This window comes from Salinisphaera orenii subsp. halophila YIM 95161 (genome assembly GCF_003732545.1).
Lineage (GTDB): Bacteria > Pseudomonadota > Gammaproteobacteria > Nevskiales > Salinisphaeraceae > Salinisphaera > Salinisphaera orenii_A.
In genome coordinates this window covers 103,347-119,483 of record NZ_AYKF01000099.1, presented here as the reverse complement: position 1 = coordinate 119,483, position 16,137 = coordinate 103,347, and the positions used below count along the sequence as shown (strand labels likewise).

Annotated in this window: 13 protein-coding genes and 1 pseudogene; 4 read left to right on the top strand and 10 right to left on the bottom strand. The window is 67.6% G+C overall.

From position 1 onward, the window contains the following. The 5 genes and pseudogenes from SAHL_RS12710 to SAHL_RS12690 form a co-directional block, all read right to left on the bottom strand. Positions 1 to 222: pseudogene (locus SAHL_RS12710) on the bottom strand (hypothetical protein); the annotation flags it as partial. Positions 223 to 330: 108 nt separating this feature from the next. Then, complete coding sequence (locus SAHL_RS12705; protein WP_148045567.1) at positions 331 to 645, bottom strand: hypothetical protein; 315 nt, start codon at positions 643 to 645, stop codon at positions 331 to 333. 186 nt (positions 646 to 831) lie between these two features. Further along, entirely contained in the window at positions 832 to 1,107 is a 276-nt protein-coding gene (locus tag SAHL_RS12700) for a hypothetical protein (protein WP_123591788.1), read from the bottom strand. 191 nt (positions 1,108 to 1,298) lie between these two features. Continuing rightward, entirely contained in the window at positions 1,299 to 2,675 is a 1,377-nt protein-coding gene (locus SAHL_RS12695) for an MATE family efflux transporter (RefSeq protein WP_123591787.1), read from the bottom strand. A 386-nt stretch (positions 2,676 to 3,061) separates the two neighbouring features. Continuing rightward, on the bottom strand, positions 3,062 to 3,949 hold the full coding sequence (locus SAHL_RS12690; protein ID WP_123591786.1) for a cation diffusion facilitator family transporter: 888 nt from the start codon (positions 3,947 to 3,949) through the stop codon (positions 3,062 to 3,064). Positions 3,950 to 5,032: 1,083 nt separating this feature from the next. Between SAHL_RS12690 and SAHL_RS12685 the strand changes: the two genes are divergently transcribed. Next, positions 5,033 to 5,230: a hypothetical protein gene (locus SAHL_RS12685; protein ID WP_123591785.1), complete on the top strand. Its 198-nt coding sequence runs from the start codon at positions 5,033 to 5,035 to the stop codon at positions 5,228 to 5,230. Positions 5,231 to 5,288: 58 nt separating this feature from the next. Here SAHL_RS12685 and SAHL_RS12680 read toward each other — a convergent pair whose 3' ends face one another. The 5 genes from SAHL_RS12680 to SAHL_RS12660 all read right to left on the bottom strand — a co-directional run bounded on the left by SAHL_RS12680 (position 5,289) and on the right by SAHL_RS12660 (position 11,795). After that, positions 5,289 to 5,555, bottom strand: a complete 267-nt coding sequence (locus SAHL_RS12680) for a hypothetical protein (protein WP_123591784.1) — start codon at positions 5,553 to 5,555, stop codon at positions 5,289 to 5,291. 132 nt (positions 5,556 to 5,687) lie between these two features. Then, a complete protein-coding gene (locus tag SAHL_RS12675) occupies positions 5,688 to 8,792 on the bottom strand; it encodes an efflux RND transporter permease subunit (protein ID WP_123591783.1) in 3,105 nt (1,034 codons plus the stop codon). A gap of 15 nt (positions 8,793 to 8,807) precedes the next feature. Beyond that, positions 8,808 to 10,100, bottom strand: coding sequence for an efflux RND transporter periplasmic adaptor subunit (locus tag SAHL_RS12670; RefSeq protein ID WP_123591782.1), 1,293 nt, complete (start codon positions 10,098 to 10,100; stop codon positions 8,808 to 8,810). Further along, complete coding sequence (locus tag SAHL_RS12665) at positions 10,093 to 11,394, bottom strand: TolC family protein (protein ID WP_123591781.1); 1,302 nt, start codon at positions 11,392 to 11,394, stop codon at positions 10,093 to 10,095. The genes SAHL_RS12670 and SAHL_RS12665 overlap by 8 nt, the downstream gene beginning before the upstream one ends. 56 nt (positions 11,395 to 11,450) lie before the next feature. Beyond that, entirely contained in the window at positions 11,451 to 11,795 is a 345-nt protein-coding gene (locus SAHL_RS12660; protein WP_123591780.1) for a hypothetical protein, read from the bottom strand. Between the two features lie 258 nt (positions 11,796 to 12,053). On the opposite strand from SAHL_RS12660, the gene tkt reads away from it, so the two are divergent. The 3 genes from tkt to SAHL_RS12645 are packed head-to-tail and all read left to right on the top strand — an operon-like array spanning position 12,054 to position 16,133. Continuing rightward, positions 12,054 to 14,120 (top strand): transketolase, encoded by a 2,067-nt coding sequence (gene tkt / locus SAHL_RS12655; RefSeq protein WP_123591779.1) that lies wholly within the window; start codon positions 12,054 to 12,056, stop codon positions 14,118 to 14,120. Between the two features lie 43 nt (positions 14,121 to 14,163). After that, on the top strand, positions 14,164 to 15,192 hold the full coding sequence (locus tag SAHL_RS12650; protein WP_123591778.1) for a class I fructose-bisphosphate aldolase: 1,029 nt from the start codon (positions 14,164 to 14,166) through the stop codon (positions 15,190 to 15,192). Positions 15,193 to 15,251: 59 nt separating this feature from the next. Continuing rightward, complete coding sequence (locus SAHL_RS12645) at positions 15,252 to 16,133, top strand: phosphoribulokinase (protein WP_123591777.1); 882 nt, start codon at positions 15,252 to 15,254, stop codon at positions 16,131 to 16,133. Positions 16,134 to 16,137 lie beyond the last annotated feature (4 nt).

Genomic DNA, 16,137 nt, shown 5'->3' with positions numbered 1-16,137 from the left:
GGCGGGCGCGGCGCGGCCCGCTTCGGTGAGCAGAAAACGGCTCGCCGCCCGCGGGTCGGCGATTTCCCGAATGAGGCCCCGGGCCAGCAGTTCGATATCGATGCTGTCATGGTGCGCCCAGCCGAGGCTGCGCCAGTAGTGACGCAGTCGAATCGCGTGGCGGCGCGGCAGGCCCGCGCGGCCGCAACTGTCGTTCCGGCGATCTTGAATCGAATCGTGCATCGGCAGCGAGACTAAATGCACGGTGGGTCAGCACGCGATACGCACAAAAAAATGTCCGGCCGGGGGCCGGACATTCGGATCGGATCGACCGTAGACGGGCGTCCGGAGTTACTGCTTCTGATCGGAATCCGACTCGCCGTCGTCGCTGGACATGTTGTCTTTCTCTTCCAGATGTTCCTGCTGCGACTCGGTCGTCGGCATGTCGCCGGTCGTCTCGCCGGATTCCTGCGTATCCCGGCTGTCGGCGTCGTCCGGCACGTTTTCCAGACTCTCACTCTGATGTTCGGTCGCCGGCATGGTGGTGTCGTCGCCCTCTTTGGCCTGATCCGCGGCGATGGCCGGCACGGCCATTGCCAGCGCGAGCAGCCCGCCCACCAGGGCGGCGTTGAGCAGCCCGCGTTTCAGTATTCGGATATCGCTCATCATTGTCTCCTCTTTGTCGTTTATATCGAACGATGCCTCACGAGCGCGATCGCTCCCGCCGCGCTCGAAGCCTATGACTATCACGTTTCGGCCGGCTGCCGTGCAATCCGCATAATTGCGGACAAAAAAGACCCGGCCTGAGCCGGGTCTTGGCGACGGCCATCGGCCGATGGCCGAAAGCGGAACCTACTTCTGTGCCACGGCGCGCCGGAGATTGCCGTTGTCCTGCCCATGCTCCAGAACCTGCATCTGGCTGCGCGTCGCCGGCACGTCGGCGTGACCGGGCTCGGCGTCGTCGGACGTCGAACTGTCGGAGACGTCACGCAGCATGCTGGCCTGCGAGCTGGAGGCCGGAACCATCGTCTCGGCGGCGTTGCCCTGTCCCGCGAGCGCCGGTGCGGCGACGGCGGAAAGCGCGATGGCGGCGACGGCGAGCTGAGTGCGGTCGAACAATTTGATCATGTCGAACTCCCTTTGAGACGGAAAATGTCAATACCACTAAAGTCGAGTGATGAATATGACACTGGTCTGTGTCTTTGCAAGCGCTGCACTGCAACAAAATGCTCGCAAAGCGTCCCTGGAAGCCAAAATGTGTTGTGTATGCTGGGTTTTCAGGTATTCATGGAATTTCAGGATGAGGTCATAGGCGGCACCTATGACTCGGCGCGGATTCGGTCCGCATCGGTCGAGCCTGTGGCCGGCACGCCCTGTAGACTGCGGTAGAACACGACACAGGCGAGCGCGCCGGCGAGCAGATTGCCGATCGCCGCGCCGATGCCGACGGTCACCATCGAATCCGCCCGGACGCCGAGTGCGATGCACGGCAGATAGCACACGAACAGACGCGCGAACGAGATCATCAGCGCGCGCAGCGGCCATCCCAGCGCGTTGCCCGCGGATACCACCAGCATGCACAGGCCGAGCAGCGCGTAGCTCGGCAGCATGAAGCGGATCAGCCACGCCAGACCCTGCCGAACCTCCGGATTGCCGGTCAGCGCCTGGGCGATCCAGGGGGCGAGCAGGCACATCGTGATCCCGAGCAGAAGCTGCCAGACGACGACCGCCTGGGTCGCCACCCGCATGAGCGCGCGGATCCGCGGCCAGTTGCCGGCGCCGTAGCAATGCCCGAGCCATGGCGGCAGGGACATCGTCAGTGCCAGCACCACCATGAGCGACACGGTTTCGAGACGGCTCGCCAGGCCCCAGGCCGCCACCGCCGAATCCCCGAGTCGGGCGATCAGCCCGGTCGCGACCATGGCCGACAATGGCGGCATCAGCTGACTGAGCATGGCCGGGCCGGCGATGCTCAAAAAGCTCGGCGTGGAGATCTTCGCCTCGCCGATCAGGTCGTGCCCGCTCAGCCAGTCTTGGCGCGACACGCGCCAGACGAGGAGGACCAGGGCCACGGCGAAGGCGAGTATCGTCGCGATTGCCGCCCCCGGCAGGCCGAAACCGCCCCAGCCGCCGACACCGAATATGAGCAGCGGGTCGAGCACCAGGTTGCACAGGCTCGTCAGCACCATCAACGTGCCCGGCAGGCGGGTGTTGTTATGGGCACGAAACAGCGTGTAGCCGAAATAGACCACCCCGCCGAGCCAGTTCGCCGCCAGCTGCGGGGCCCAGTACGCGCGGATGCGCCCCAGCATCTCGCCGTCGGCGCCCAGCATCCGGAACAGCGGCGCCTGGAACAGCCAGAGGCCGACCGCGAGTGCGGCCATGATGGCGCTGCCGCCGATCAGCACGAGACTGGCCAGGCGCTTTGCGCGATCGTCGTCGCCGGCGCCCATAGCGCGCGAGATCGTCGCCGCCATGGCGATGCCCAGCCCCACCTGCACGCCGATCATGAGAAACGTCAGCGGAAAGGTGAACGACTGCGCCGCCAGCGGTTCCGTACCGAGCCGCGCGACGAACGCCGAATCCACGAGCTGGAAACCCAGCAGTGAGAGCACGCCGATCGCCATCGGCCAGGTCTGGGCGAAGAGCTGACGGCGCAGCGCACCGGAACTGGCTGTCGGCGGAGTATCGACCATGCAGCGGGCACGTGGCAGAAGAGTGGATACGGCGATACGAACACTGGCGCCGCGGGCGCGGCGACGCGCGGGTCGCCGGTACATTCGTACCGGGCTAGATTGCGCTGGCCGCGCGTTTTACAAGTCGCGGCGCAACGAAAACCGGCCGACCCCGCTGCCGCCCGGCGGCCGGTTCCGGTGCAACATCGAAGGACGCCGCACGCGCCACCGGTGCTGCAAAGCTGAATCGCGGCGTCGCGTCGGCCGATCACGAGCCGGCGGTCCCGCGGCCGAACGGGCCCGGACGGTGTTGCGCGGATATGGCCTCAAGGCCCTGCCCGCTCGCGCGACGACACGATCGGAGGTCGCGCTTCGGCGCCTTGTCAACGCGTGGATGCCCCGCGCCTTCAAGGCACGTAGACGTCGGAGACCTTGGCCTTGTCCTCGGGCTCGACGTGGATCGTCACCGTGCTGTTGGCCACGGTCTCGTGCAGCGCGGCCTCGAGTCGATCACAGATCGCGTGGGCGTCGCGGACCGGCATCTGCCCGGCCACGACCAGATGGAACTCGATGAACGTGCGCCGGCCGGCATGCCGGGTCCGCAGGTCGTGCGCCTGATAGGCCCCCTGAGCGTGCTCGAAGATCACCGCGCGTATTCGGTCGAGCTCCTCCTGCGGCACCGATTCGTCCATCAGGCCGCCGACGGACTCGCGCACGAGCTTCCAGCCCGACCAGAGGATATTGAGCGCGACCAGCGCCGCCAGCAGCGGATCGAGGATCAACCAGCCGGTCAGACCGACCAGCACGACCCCCGCGAACACGCCCAGCGAAGTCACGACATCGGTCAGCAGATGCTTGCCGTCGGCGACCAGGGCCAGCGAGCGCAGCCTGCGCCCCTCCCGGATCAGCACCCAGGACCAGATGCCGTTGATCAGCGTCGCCAGCGCATTGAGAGCCAGACCCTCGGCCGGCGCCTGGAGCGGCTGCGGCGCCCCCAGCGTGTGGTAGGCCTCGCGCAGGATCGCCAGGGCCGCGATCACGATCAGCACGCCCTCGATGACCGAAGAGAAATACTCGGCCTTGGAGTGCCCGAAGGGATGATTGTCGTCGGCCGGCATCGCGCTCACGCGCAGCGCCACCACCGCGGCGCCCGCGGCCACGATGTTGATCACGCTCTCCAGGGCGTCGGAGTACAGCGCCACGCTGCCGGTGATCCAGTACGCGAGATACTTCAGCGCAAGCACCACCACGCCGACGCCCACGCTGCCCAGCGCGAGCATGATCGTCCGGTGCATGCGCGGCGTTGGGCTCATGACGCGACCTCGTCGCACCCGATCGGACGCGTCGCGGGACCCCTGCCCACGGTCGCCGCCTCGGGCCCCGGGCCCGGCGTCGCTAGGGGCGCAATCTGTGGACCGAACATCGCCGCGGGAGCCCTCTCACCAGCTGTCTTCATGCGCGGGGAGCGAATCATAAACCATCATCGGACGATGATCTGCTTGGGCCGCTCGGCCGGCAGCTCGCGGTGTTCCGGTGGCCACGGATGCGCGCGTGGCCACGGATGCGCGCGCTCGCGGCCCCAGCGTGTGCGTGACGGCAAGCACAGCCGCCTGGGCCTGACGGCGCGGTTGCGCGGTGCCATTGCGATGGTCGTCGTGTCCCGATCGGAGCGCTTGCGCTGTGGTGGACGACCGAAAACCCGGCCGTCACGAGCGCGGGCCACGCGGCGTGTCGTGCGGCCATCTCGAAACCGTGATGCGACGTCAATGCGGCAGTCCGGAGTCATCGCTGCGTGGCCTCACGCAGGCTCTTGGTCATGCGCGATCGTCAGCCGGGCCCTACTATCGTTTCTGCATTCAAGTCCCGTCTACGCAGCGACACCGACGCGTCGGGGCGACGGGTGTCCGGCGCAGCGCGCCGGTGCGGGGCCGCCTGTTCGAGCGTCGCCAACGCGACGTGCGTTTTCGCTGTAAACCCGTCGCCGCGGCGCGCCGGCGTCAACCGGCATCGCCGGCGCTGTGTCGGGTGCCCTTCTTTCGGTTAACTTTCTTGGGCAAGCAGGAAAAGTGACTCGCGCATCAGCGCGAAACCCGGGCCGAGTCGCGGCGTCCAGACGCGCCAACCCGTCGAACGATCCTGCATATCGGCTCCGGCTGCGCTTTGTGCATGATCAAGTACAGGCTTGCGCGGCCGGCGACTCGTGGCCGCCCGATCGGACCGCCCGCAAACCGCCCGGATCGGGCGGGAAATGCGGCCGCGGCGCGTTGATATCAGCCGCGAACGCCCCATATCCCTCCGTATAATTACCGGGTCGACGCATCGTGGCGTTCCGGTGGCCCCTCTTTTCAAAGCATATTCGGTTTCTTCAGGAGACAGCCATGCTGTTCAACGTTCGGCAGTTCGGTTTCTCGTCCTGGGTGATCACACTGGTCGCCCTGGCGCTCGGTCTGGGCGGTCTCGCGACCGCGTTCACGGCCGAGGGCTTGCAAACGGCGGTAGTGGCCGCGGCGGTCTTCATCCTTGGCTGCCAGTATCTGGCGCTGCGCCGGGCGCGGCTGCAGCACGCGCGCGCCTGAGGCGCTGCGGCTGCCGGTAGGACTCGCCCTCGACCGGCAGTCCGTCCAACGCGGCGCCTCAGTGGCCCCGCGCGCGCGCGTGCTTGATCGACAGCACGACCGCGCCCGGCAGATGCACCGCACCGAAACCGGCAGAGAACGCAGCGAGCCCGTGGGCGCCGGCCGGGTCGGTGCGTGCATAGAACGCACACACGCCGCCGAAAAGCAGCCCCGGCACGATGAGAAGCGCGTGCGTGGTCAACGGGTATCGAGTGTGCCGGCGAACCAGGTAATGCGCCCAGATGACCGGCAGGACTGCGATCAGGGCGATCAGCGTTTCGAGCATGGTGACCAGGCCTCGCGGGCTCGAGGTGTTCGGAACCAGGATGTGTTGCCTGTTCCCTGGAAAGACAAGGCCGGGACCACGGCCGGTGACGCGAGTTCGCGCCGTAGCGGCCGACTCTACGCCGATGCATCGTCATGATGTCTCTCCCGCCGGGTGCGCAAACCAGCGATAGACGCTCGGCAGCACCAACAGCGTGAGCAGCGTCGAAGTCACCAGCCCGCCGATCACGACCGCGGCCAGCGGTCGCTGCACGTTGGAGCCGATGCCGTCGGCCAGCAGCAGCGGAATGAGCCCGAGTATGGCGGTGAGCGCGGTCATCAACACCGGCCGCAGGCGATGTTCGGCGCCGGTGCGCACGGCCTCGTCCATGGCCATGCCCTGCTCTCGCAGCTGGTTGATATAGGCCACCAGCACCACGCCGTTCTGGACCGCCACGCCGAAAACGGCGATGAAGCCCACCGCGGCCGGCACGGACAGATACAACCCCGACAGCCAGAGCGTGAAGATGCCGCCGATCACCGCGAACGGCACGTTCAGGAATATCAGCGCGGCATAGCGCAGGCTTGCGAACGCGCTGTAGAGCAGGATGAAGATCAGCCCGAGAGTGACCGGCACGACCAGATACAGCCGCTGCATCGCGCGCTGCTGATTCTCGAACTGGCCGCCGAAGTCCACGAAATAGCCGGCCGGCATGTCGATCTGGCGATCGATCGCCACCCGCAGATCGTCGACCACGCCACCCATGTCGCGCCCGCGTACGTTCATCTGTACGTAGAGCCGCCGACTGGCGTTCGAGCGCGATATCTTCTTCGGGCCGGTATAGACCTCGATATCGGCCACCCGTGACAGCGGCACGAGCGCTCCGTCGGGCGTGCGCAACGACAGCTCGCGCAGATTCGCCACGCGTTCACGCTGATCGGCCTGCAGGCGCATGAAGATATCGAAACGACGCACCCCGTCGAACACCTGGCCCACCGCCTCGCCGCCGACGCCGAGCGACACGGTCTGTAATACCGCATCGACGCTGAGCCCGTAGCGCGCCAGCGCCCCGCGATCGGGGTGGATCACGACCTGTTGTTTGCCGCCCTGCTGCTGTACACGCACGTCGACGGCACCTTCGGTGTTGCGTGCGAGCCCGGCGACCTCGCCGCCGAGCTCCGACAGCCGGTCGAGATCGTCGCCGAAGATGCTCACCACAAGCTGGGCCTGTACGCCGGAGAGCAGTTCGTCGGTGCGCAGCTGGATCGGCTGCGAGAAGTTGTTGGCCAGCCCCGGCACCGTCTCGCCGAGGCGCTGGCTCATCGCATTCTGCAGCCCTTCGTAGGAATAGCCGGATGTCCAGTCGGCGAGCGGTTTGAGATTGATCGTGGTCGCGACCACGTTGACCGGCTCCGGGTCGCCGCCCACCTCGGCCCGGCCCACGCGCGAATAGGCGCCGGTGACGTCGTCGAACTCGGTGACCGTATTCTGGATCCGCTTGCCGTAGCCAATCGCCGAGTCGAGACTCGCCCCCGGCGGCAGCGTCGAGCGGACCATGAACGTGCCCTCGCGCAGCGTGGGCAGAAACTCGGTACCCAGCTGTGGAAACACGGCGAGGCTCGCCGCAAACAATGCGAGCGTCACGCCGAACACTACCGCCGGCGCGCGCAGCACGGCATCGCGCAACGGCCGATAGCCGGCCTTGAGCCAGGCCACCAGCCTGGGTTCGCTCACGATCTCGGCCCGCTTGAAGGACAACAGCGCAAGTACCGGCACGAGCGTGAGCGATAGCGCCAGCGCGCCGGCCAGCGCAAAGCTGATCGTGTAGGCCATGGGCGAGAACAGCTTGCCCTCGGCGCCCTCGAGCGAGAACAACGGGATGAACACGATGATCACGATCGCCACCGCGAACACGATGGGGCGCCCGACTTCCTGTGCGGCCGCGCCGATACGCGCGGCCATCGGCCGGTCGTCTACGGAGTCGCTTTCGAAATGACGAAAGATGTTCTCGATCATCACCACCGAGCCGTCGACCATCATGCCGATACCGATCGCCAGCCCGCCCAGGCTCATGAGATTGGCCGACAGCCCGGCCGCGCGCATGGCCACGAACGCGATTAGCAGTGACAAGGGCACGCTGGAAATTACGATCAGCGTAGAGCGCAGGTTGCCGAGAAACAGATACAGCAACACCAGTACCAGCACGGCACCGATCGACAGCGCCTCGATTACCGTGCCTGTGGCCTTGTCGACGAGTTCGGCCTGTGAGTAATACACGGACGTCGTCATGCCCTCGGGGAGAGAGTCGTTGATCTCGGCCAGCTTCGCGTTCACGTCCTCGAGCACGCGCTGGGTGTCGGCGCCAATGAGCTTGAGCACGTAACCGGCCACCGATTCCTCGCCGTTGGCAAGCTCTGCGCCACGCCGGATCCCGCGGCCGTAGTCGACGCTCGCCACGTCGCCCAAGGTGACCGGCGTGCCGCTGTCCGTGGTCGTGACTCGGGTTTGACGCAGGTTTTCGAGCCCCGCATCGCCGGGCGAAACCCAGCCATACCCGCGGATGATTGCCTCTTCCCCGCCGCGTTCGATATAGGACGCGCCCACGTTGCGGTTGTTGCGCCGTAGGGCATCGCGCACGTCCGCCGGGGTAAGGCTGCGCGCGGTCAGCGCGGCCATGTCGAGCGCGACCTGGTACTGCTTTTCGAAGCCGCCGATCGAGAGCACGCCGGTCACGCCGTCGACCGTGCGTAGCTGCGGTTTGACGATCCAGTCCTGCGCGGTGCGCAGCTCGGTGAGCGAATGATCGCCACCCGCCTCGTTCTCCACCGAATACATCAGAATACGTCCGAGCCCGGTGGTCAGCGGGCCGAGCTGGGGTTCGCCCAGCCCTTCCGGCATCTCGCGCCGGGCGTCGGCCAGCCGCTCGTTGACCAGCCGGCGCGCGAAGTAGATATCGGTACCGTCCTCGAAATAGATATCGACCCGCGACAGGCCGAAAATCGAGGTGGACTGCACGCGCTCGAGTTGCGGCAGGCCATACATGCTGATTTCGATCGGATAAGAAATCAGCGTTTCCACATCCACCGGCGACAGTCCGGGACTGGCGGTATAGACCTGTACCAGCGGCGGCGTGGCGTCGGGAAACGCGTCCAGGGGTAATGCGCGCCAGGACAGCGCCCCGGCCACGGCGAGCGCGGCGACGACCACGAGCACCATCAGCCGGTTCGCCATCGCCAGGCGGATCAGTTTATTGATCATGAGAGCGCTCCGGGGTCAGTGGCTGTGGGCGGCACTACGGCCACCCGCGGTCAGTGCCGCCTTGAGATCGAAGGCGCCGGCCGTGACCAGCGCATCGCCGGGCGACAGCCCCTGCGTGATCTCGACGACATCGCCGCTCTCCGCGCCTGTGCTCACCGGCGTGAACATGAACGCGCCCGCGTGCTCGCCGGGCACCAACACGCCCGCCCGCTCACCGATCTGCTGGACCGCATCGATCGGCACCAGCGCATGGGCCGCCCCGCTGTCGCGGGCTTTTCCGGTCTCGATCCGCGCGGTCGCAAACATGCCGGCTTTCAGACGGTCGTTCGGATTGTCGACGACCGCCCGTACGCGCACGCTGCGCGACTCGGGGTCGAGTTCGGGCGCGATCCAGTCGATACGGCCGGTGAACGTCTCGCCGGGCAACGGCCGCACGTCGAAGCGCACGGTCTGGCCCACGGCGATTCGGGGCAGCGCCTTTTCCGCAGCCTTGATCAACAGCCACATGCGGCTGTTATCGACCACATGGATCGGCGTTTCGTCGGGCCCGACCGTCTCGCCGGCCACCAGATCGCGACGGGCGATACGCCCGGCCCGTGGTGCGGTGAGCGCCAGGCGCGACAACGGCGCGTCGCTGTCGTCGTCGACGGCATCGATCGCGGCCTCGTCCATCCCGTACAGGGCAAGCTCGGCGCGGGCGGCGCGCCGCTCGGCCTTGGCTTGACGATAGTCGGCGCGCGACTCCGCGACGTCGGATTCGCTCACGATCTGATCTTCGGCCAAACCGCGATCGCGCTCGTAGGCGGCCGCGCGGGTGCGATAGCGCGCCGCCGCAGTGAGATACGCCGCCTTGGCTTGACCCAGCTCGACGCTATCAAGCACCGCGAGCACATCGCCCGCGGCCACCGTATCGCCGAGATCGGCCTCGACCGTGCGCACCTTGGCCCGCAGCCGCGGGCCGACGCGTGCCACGCGATCGGCGTCGAAGCGCAACGTTGCGGGCGCGGTGACCACGGCCTCGGCGCTGCCCGCGAGGGCGGTGCCGATCTCGAGATCGAGCGCGGCGCGCTGGTCGGCGTCGAGTTCGACACGGTCGGGCGTTTCGCCATGGCCTTCGTGCGCGTCGTGATCGCTCGCGTCCTTGCCCCGGGGGTGGCCATGCGACGCGCTGTCCTGGCTCGGCTGATCGTGTGTGGATGACGGCGCCTCGAGCGCGGCGTCGCTGCCGCAGCCGATCAGCCCGATCGCCACGCCGCAGGCGACCAGCAGCACGCGCCATCGTGCCGGTCGTGAATAACGTTTATTCATCGTCGTTCTCCCCGGCCGCCACGACCACGAGACCGCCGGTGGCGCGCTCCAGATCGGTGCCGGCGGCGATCAGCGCGTTGAGCGCGTCGAGATAGTCGCGGCGCACGTCGATCAGGTTGTTCTGTGCCGAAGTGATGGCCGGTGCGCCGACCTTGCCCGCGGCGAACGAGCGCCGGGTCAGTTCGAGCGTCTGTTCCGCGGCCTCGAGCACCGCGCTGCCGAGGGCGTCGGCGCTTTCGCGGGCGCCCCGATATGCGCTGATGCCCGACAGCACCTGCAGGCGCACCTCGCGCTGCAGCGTGTCCTGATCGAGCCGGGCCGCAGCCAGTTCGGCCGAGGCGATCTCGCGATCGCCGGCGTGGCGATCCAGCAGCGGCAACTCGAAGCCCACGCCGCCGCCGGTGATGTCGGCGCCGCCGTCACCGCGGCCGCCGGCCTCCTCGCGGTAGAAGCCGAACACGGTGAGATTGGGCACGAGTCGACGACGCGCGAGCGACAGCTGCTCGCCGGCGGCCGCGACCCGCGCGGCTGCGGCATCGAGATCGCCGCGGCGGCTGATGGCACGGGCCAGCAGCGTGTCGCGATCGGGCAGCGTGAGGTTCTCGAAGCCGATATCCCCGGCGATCGCCAGCCGTCGTGACGGATCGATCGCCAGTCGGTCCTTGAGCTGCAGCCGTGCCCGGGTCGCCTGATCGCGGGCTTCGGCAAGCAGGGCCCGGGCGCGCTGGTGGCCGATGTCGGCGGCATTGGCCTCGATCCGGGTGCCCGCGCCGGCCTCGAGCCGTTCGCGGGCGTAGGCCCGCAGCCGGCGGTTGACCTCTACCACACGCTCGGCGGTGGCGACCGCCTCTTCCGCGACCAGTACCGAGAGAAACGCGGCCCGCGTGCGCGCCCGGACGCTGGCGGCCAGAAAATCGTAGTCGCGGCGCGCCGCCTCAAGCGTGTCGCGTGCGGCACGCTCACGCAGCCCGCCCTGGCCCGCGATCCAGAATTCCTGGCTGATGCGGATGCCGATGTCGGTGCTCGATCGCTGCGGCTGCCGCCGACGACCGGCCTCGAGCTCCAGGCGCGGATTGGACGGCACGGGTACATCGGCGTCCGTGACTTCGCCGCTGCGGCGTTCGATACGGATGCGGGCGGCCCGCACCGCGGGGTTGTACTGCTGCGCCCACTCGAGCGCGTCGTCCAGCCGGAGCGGCTGGGGTATCTGAGTGGCCGCGGGCGATGGACCGGCGGCCACGAGCAGGCACACGGCGGCCAGCGCCGCCGCCTGCTGGCGTGCATGAATACGCATGCTGAATCCTCAACGCTTGATGACAGGCCGCCCGACGGGCGGCAGCGGAGATGGATTCAGGCGATGGGCGGATCGATCAGCGGGGTGTGGATGACGCTCTCGTAGCGCGTGCCGCGGGCATCGTCGTGCGCTGCGGCCGCGTCCGTGGCGAGCACGGCGTGGCAGGCGTGCAGGCCGACGAGATGGGCACTGGCGTGGCCGCAGTGGTCGCCGTGCTCGATCTCATCCGCATCGGCTGAAGAGGCGGTGGACGCCCCGTCGAGCGCGGTGGTCTCAACGTGGGCGCCGCCATCGGCCGCCGGCCAGTCCACGTGGCTGGCCCAGGCCTGGGCGCTGAAGGCCACGACTGCGATGAGCAGCACGCTGATGAGCTTCAGCAGTGGCGGGCGGCCGGTGATCATTCATCAAAAGTAGCACATGCCGGGCCTGCCCGCGCAACGAAAAGGCGCGGACGGCCGGCCCCGCACGCCCGTCGTGCGGCCGCGAAATAAGTATCGGGTCAATCGGTCAAGCAATAATCTTTTATTATTCGAATCCCAATAAAGATTTATTTTCACTTATCAAAATGCTCGTCCATATTGAAGTCAAACCGCGGCCGACAGAGCCGCAGCCGCGCGTGATGTCTCGGGACAGGGCGCAAAGGCAGCGAGGAGATCGATATGGAAGCGACCGAAGCCCAGGCCCGGCATGCCGGCACCGATACGGCACCGTATCCGAGCCGCCGGAGTCTGGCGAACGCCATCCGCATTCTGGCCATGGATGCCGTCGAGGCCGCCAACTCCGGGCATCCGGGCATGCCGATGGGCATGGCCGATATCGCGGAGGTGCTGGTCAACGATTATCTTCGTTTCAATCCCGCGAATCCGCACTGGGTCGACCGTGACCGGCTGATCGTGTCGAACGGGCACGGCTGCATGCTGCAGTACGCGCTGCTGCACCTGACCGGCTACGATCTGCCGCTGGACGAGATCCGCAACTTCCGGCAGCTGCATTCGGCGACCCCGGGGCATCCGGAGTACGGCCTGACCCCCGGCGTGGAAACCACCACCGGCCCGCTCGGCCAGGGGCTGGCCAACGCGGTGGGCTTCGCCCTAGCCGAGGCCGCGCTCGCTGCGGAGTTCAACCGTGACGACGGCGCCATCGTCGATCACTGGACCTGGTGCTTCGCCGGCGACGGCTGTCTCATGGAGGGCATCTCGCACGAGGCCTGCTCGCTGGCCGGTCATCTCGGTCTGGGCAAGCTGGTCGTGTTCTATGACGACAACGGCATCTCGATCGACGGCGAGGTCGCCGGCTGGTTCTCGGACGATACGCCGGCACGGTTCGAGGCCTACGGCTGGCAGGTCGTGCGCGATGTCGACGGCCACGACGCCGACGCGATCGTCGCCGCGATCGAGACCGCACGGGGCGACACCACGCGCCCCACCCTGATCTGCTGCCGCACGGTCATCGGCTGGGGCGCGCCCAACAAGCAGGGCACGGAGGGGGTCCACGGCGCCGCCCTCGGCGCGGCCGAGATCGCCGCGGCACGCGCCCGGCTCGAGTGGTCCGACGAGACGCCGTTCGCCATTCCGACGGCGATCTACGACGCCTGGGACCATCGCGCCCGCGGCACCGCGGTCGAAACGACCTGGCGCGAGCGCTACGAACGCTACGCTCAGGCGCATCCGGAACTGGCGAGCGAATTCACCCGGCGCCAGGAGGGTGCTCTGCCGGAGGATTGGCACAAGCATCTGATGCGGCACCTGCACCACGTGCAGGCCGAGGCCGGTAGCGACACCGCGAGCCGCAAGTCGTCCAAGGCGATGATCGAGTTCTTCGCCCCACGTCTGCCGGAACTGTTCGGCGGCTCGGCCGACCTGTCCGGTTCGAACGGGACCGACTGGGGCGGTCACATCGCCATCGGTGCGCCGGCGTATCGCGGCAACTACCTGCACTACGGCGTACGCGAATTCGCCATGACCGCCATGGCCAACGGCCTGGCCCTGCACGGCGGCTATATCCCCTTCACGGCGACCTTCCTGACGTTTTCCGACTATGCCCGCAATGCGGTACGCATGGCCGCGCTCATGGGCGTGCGCCAGATTCTGGTCTACACCCACGACTCGATCGGCCTCGGCGAGGATGGCGCCACACATCAATCGGTCGAGCATGTGTCCAGCCTCCGGCTGATCCCGAACCTCGACGTGTGGCGACCGGCCGACGACGTCGAGACGATCGCGGCCTGGACCGCCGCCATCGAGCGCGCCGACGGGCCGAGCGCGCTGGCCCTCTCGCGCCAGGACCTGCCGCATCTGGAGCGCGACGTACCCACGGCGGAGAACATCTTCCGCGGCGGCTACGTCATCCACGAGCCGGCCGGCGAACCGGAGGCGCTGATCATCGCCACCGGCTCGGAGGTCGCGCCCGCCATCGCGGCGGCGGGCGACCTGGCCACGCGCGGTCGCGCCGTGCGCGTGGTTTCCATGCCCTGTCTCGACGTCTTCGAAACACAGGAAGCCGCCTATCGCGCGTCGGTGCTGCCCGGCCGCATTCGGGTACGGGTCGCGGTCGAGGCCGGCGTCAGCGCGCTCTGGCGCCACTACGTCGGTCCGTACGGTCGCGTGCTCGGAATCGACCGGTTCGGCGAATCGGCCCCGGGCCCGGAGCTCTACCGGCACTTCGGCCTGACCCGCGCCGACATCGGCAGCGCGGTCGAAGCGCTGCTCGAATCCGGAACCGCATAACAGAACACCAACGCATTCGCTCATCGCGAACAGGAGGAGCCGCATGGATACCCAAGCACTCGAACAGACCGCCCGGGCGATGATCGCCGACGGCAAGGGCCTGCTGGCCATCGACGAGAGCACGCCGACCTGTGGCAAGCGCTTCGCCGACTACGGCATCGACAACACCGAGGACAACCGCCGCGACTATCGGGCGCTGCTGCTGAGCACCCCGGGCCTCGGCGAGAACGTCAGCGGCGCCATCCTGTACGACGAGACGCTGCGGATGACCACGGCCGAGGGTGTCGCCTTCGCCCGCATGATGCAGGACCACGGCATCATCCCCGGCATCAAGGTGGATACGGGCGCGAAGGATCTGGCCGGTCACCCGGGCGAAAAGGTCACCGAAGGCCTGGACGGCCTGCGCGAACGGCTGGCCGAGTACCACGACATGGGCGCGCGCTTCGCCAAGTGGCGGGCGGTCATCACGATCGGCGATGGCCTGCCCAGCCGCGGCTGCTACGCCGCGAACGCGCACGCTTTGGCGCGCTACGCCGCGCTGTGCCAGGAGGCCGGCATCGTGCCGATCGTCGAGCCCGAGGTGCTGCTTGACGGCGACCACGACATCGATCGCTGCTACGCGGTGACCGAGGAGACACTCACCCGTCTGTTCGCGGAACTGCGCGATCAGAACGTGCATCTGCCGGGGCTCATTCTGAAGGCGAGCATGGTGCTGCCCGGCAAGAACGCCGCCCAGCAGGCCGACATGCGCGAAGTCGCGGCGGCGACGCTGCGCTGTCTCTACGCCACGGTGCCGGCCTCGGTGCCCGGGGTGGCGTTCCTTTCCGGCGGCCAGAGCAATGAGGACGCCACCGCGCATCTGGACGCGATGAACCGGCTCGACGGCGGCCGCGCACCCTGGAAGCTGACATTCTCCTACGCCCGCGCGCTGCAGCAGCCGGCACTGGATATCTGGCGCGGCGAGGCCGGGAACGTCGACAAGGCCCAGGCCGCCCTGGCCCATCGCGCCCGCTGCAATCGAGCCGCCGCGCAGGGGCGCTACGATCCGGCGCAGGAGAAGCAGGTCGCCTGATCGAGACCCTACGGACGTCAACGCGCGATCGCGCGACTGCAGCAATCGGGAGACACACGATGTCGATCAAGCACCCGGTGTTCGCGGTGACCGGTTCGTCCGGCGCCGGCACATCGACCGTTCGCGAGGCGATGGAGCATATCTTCCGCCGCGACGGCTTCAAGGCCGCCACGGTGGAGGGCGACTGCTTCCACAAGTACGAACGCACGGAGATGAAGCGCCAGGTCAAGCTGGCCGAGGAGGAGGGTCGCCACTTCAGCCATTTCGGCCCGGAGGCCAACCACTTCGACAAGCTCGAGGCGCTGTTCCGCGAGCACGGCGAGAGCGGCGGCGGCAAGCGTCGCCACTACCTGCACAACGCCGATGAGGCGAAGGCATGGGATCAGGAGCCCGGCACCTTCACCCCCTGGGAGGAGGTGCCGCAGGACTGCGATCTGCTGTTCTACGAGGGCCTGCACGGCGGCGTGACCACCGATGAGGTGGATGTCGCCCGCTATGTGGACCTGCTCGTGGGCGTGGTGCCGATCATCAACCTGGAGTGGATCCAGAAGCTGCACCGAGACAAGCTCGCCCGCGGCTACAGTACCGAAGCGGTCATGGACGTGATCCTGCGGCGCATGCACGACTACGTGCATTACATCACCCCGCAGTTCTCCCGCACGCACATCAACTTCCAGCGCGTGCCGACGGTCGATACCTCCAATCCGTTCATCAGCCGCTGGATTCCGAGCCTCGACGAAAGCCTCATCGTGATCCGCTTCCGCGATCCGAAGAAGATCAACGTCGACTTTCAGTATCTGCAGTCGATGATCCACGACTCCTTCATGTCCCGCCGCAACACGCTCGTCGTGCCCGGCGGCAAGATGAGCTTCGCGATGGAGATCATCATGCAGCCGCTGATCGAGTCGATGGTCACGACCGGCGTGGTGCGCTATCGCTGAAGCC

Bases quoted from the DNA above. Each gene is read 5' to 3' on its own strand.
- SAHL_RS12680 (WP_123591784.1), bottom strand. From the start codon at position 5,555: ATGCTCGAAACGCTGATCGCCCTGATCGCAGTCCTGCCGGTCATCTGG.
- SAHL_RS12695 (WP_123591787.1), bottom strand. From the start codon at position 2,675: ATGGTCGATACTCCGCCGACAGCCAGTTCCGGTGCGCTGCGCCGTCAG.
- tkt (WP_123591779.1), top strand. From the start codon at position 12,054: ATGGAAGCGACCGAAGCCCAGGCCCGGCATGCCGGCACCGATACGGCA.
- SAHL_RS12690 (WP_123591786.1), bottom strand. From the start codon at position 3,949: ATGCACCGGACGATCATGCTCGCGCTGGGCAGCGTGGGCGTCGGCGTG.
- SAHL_RS12645 (WP_123591777.1), top strand. From the start codon at position 15,252: ATGTCGATCAAGCACCCGGTGTTCGCGGTGACCGGTTCGTCCGGCGCC.
- SAHL_RS12670 (WP_123591782.1), bottom strand. From the start codon at position 10,100: ATGAATAAACGTTATTCACGACCGGCACGATGGCGCGTGCTGCTGGTC.
- SAHL_RS12700 (WP_123591788.1), bottom strand. From the start codon at position 1,107: ATGATCAAATTGTTCGACCGCACTCAGCTCGCCGTCGCCGCCATCGCG.
- SAHL_RS12665 (WP_123591781.1), bottom strand. From the start codon at position 11,394: ATGCGTATTCATGCACGCCAGCAGGCGGCGGCGCTGGCCGCCGTGTGC.
- SAHL_RS12685 (WP_123591785.1), top strand. From the start codon at position 5,033: ATGCTGTTCAACGTTCGGCAGTTCGGTTTCTCGTCCTGGGTGATCACA.
- SAHL_RS12675 (WP_123591783.1), bottom strand. From the start codon at position 8,792: ATGATCAATAAACTGATCCGCCTGGCGATGGCGAACCGGCTGATGGTG.
- SAHL_RS12650 (WP_123591778.1), top strand. From the start codon at position 14,164: ATGGATACCCAAGCACTCGAACAGACCGCCCGGGCGATGATCGCCGAC.
- SAHL_RS12660 (WP_123591780.1), bottom strand. From the start codon at position 11,795: ATGATCACCGGCCGCCCGCCACTGCTGAAGCTCATCAGCGTGCTGCTC.
- SAHL_RS12705 (WP_148045567.1), bottom strand. From the start codon at position 645: ATGAGCGATATCCGAATACTGAAACGCGGGCTGCTCAACGCCGCCCTG.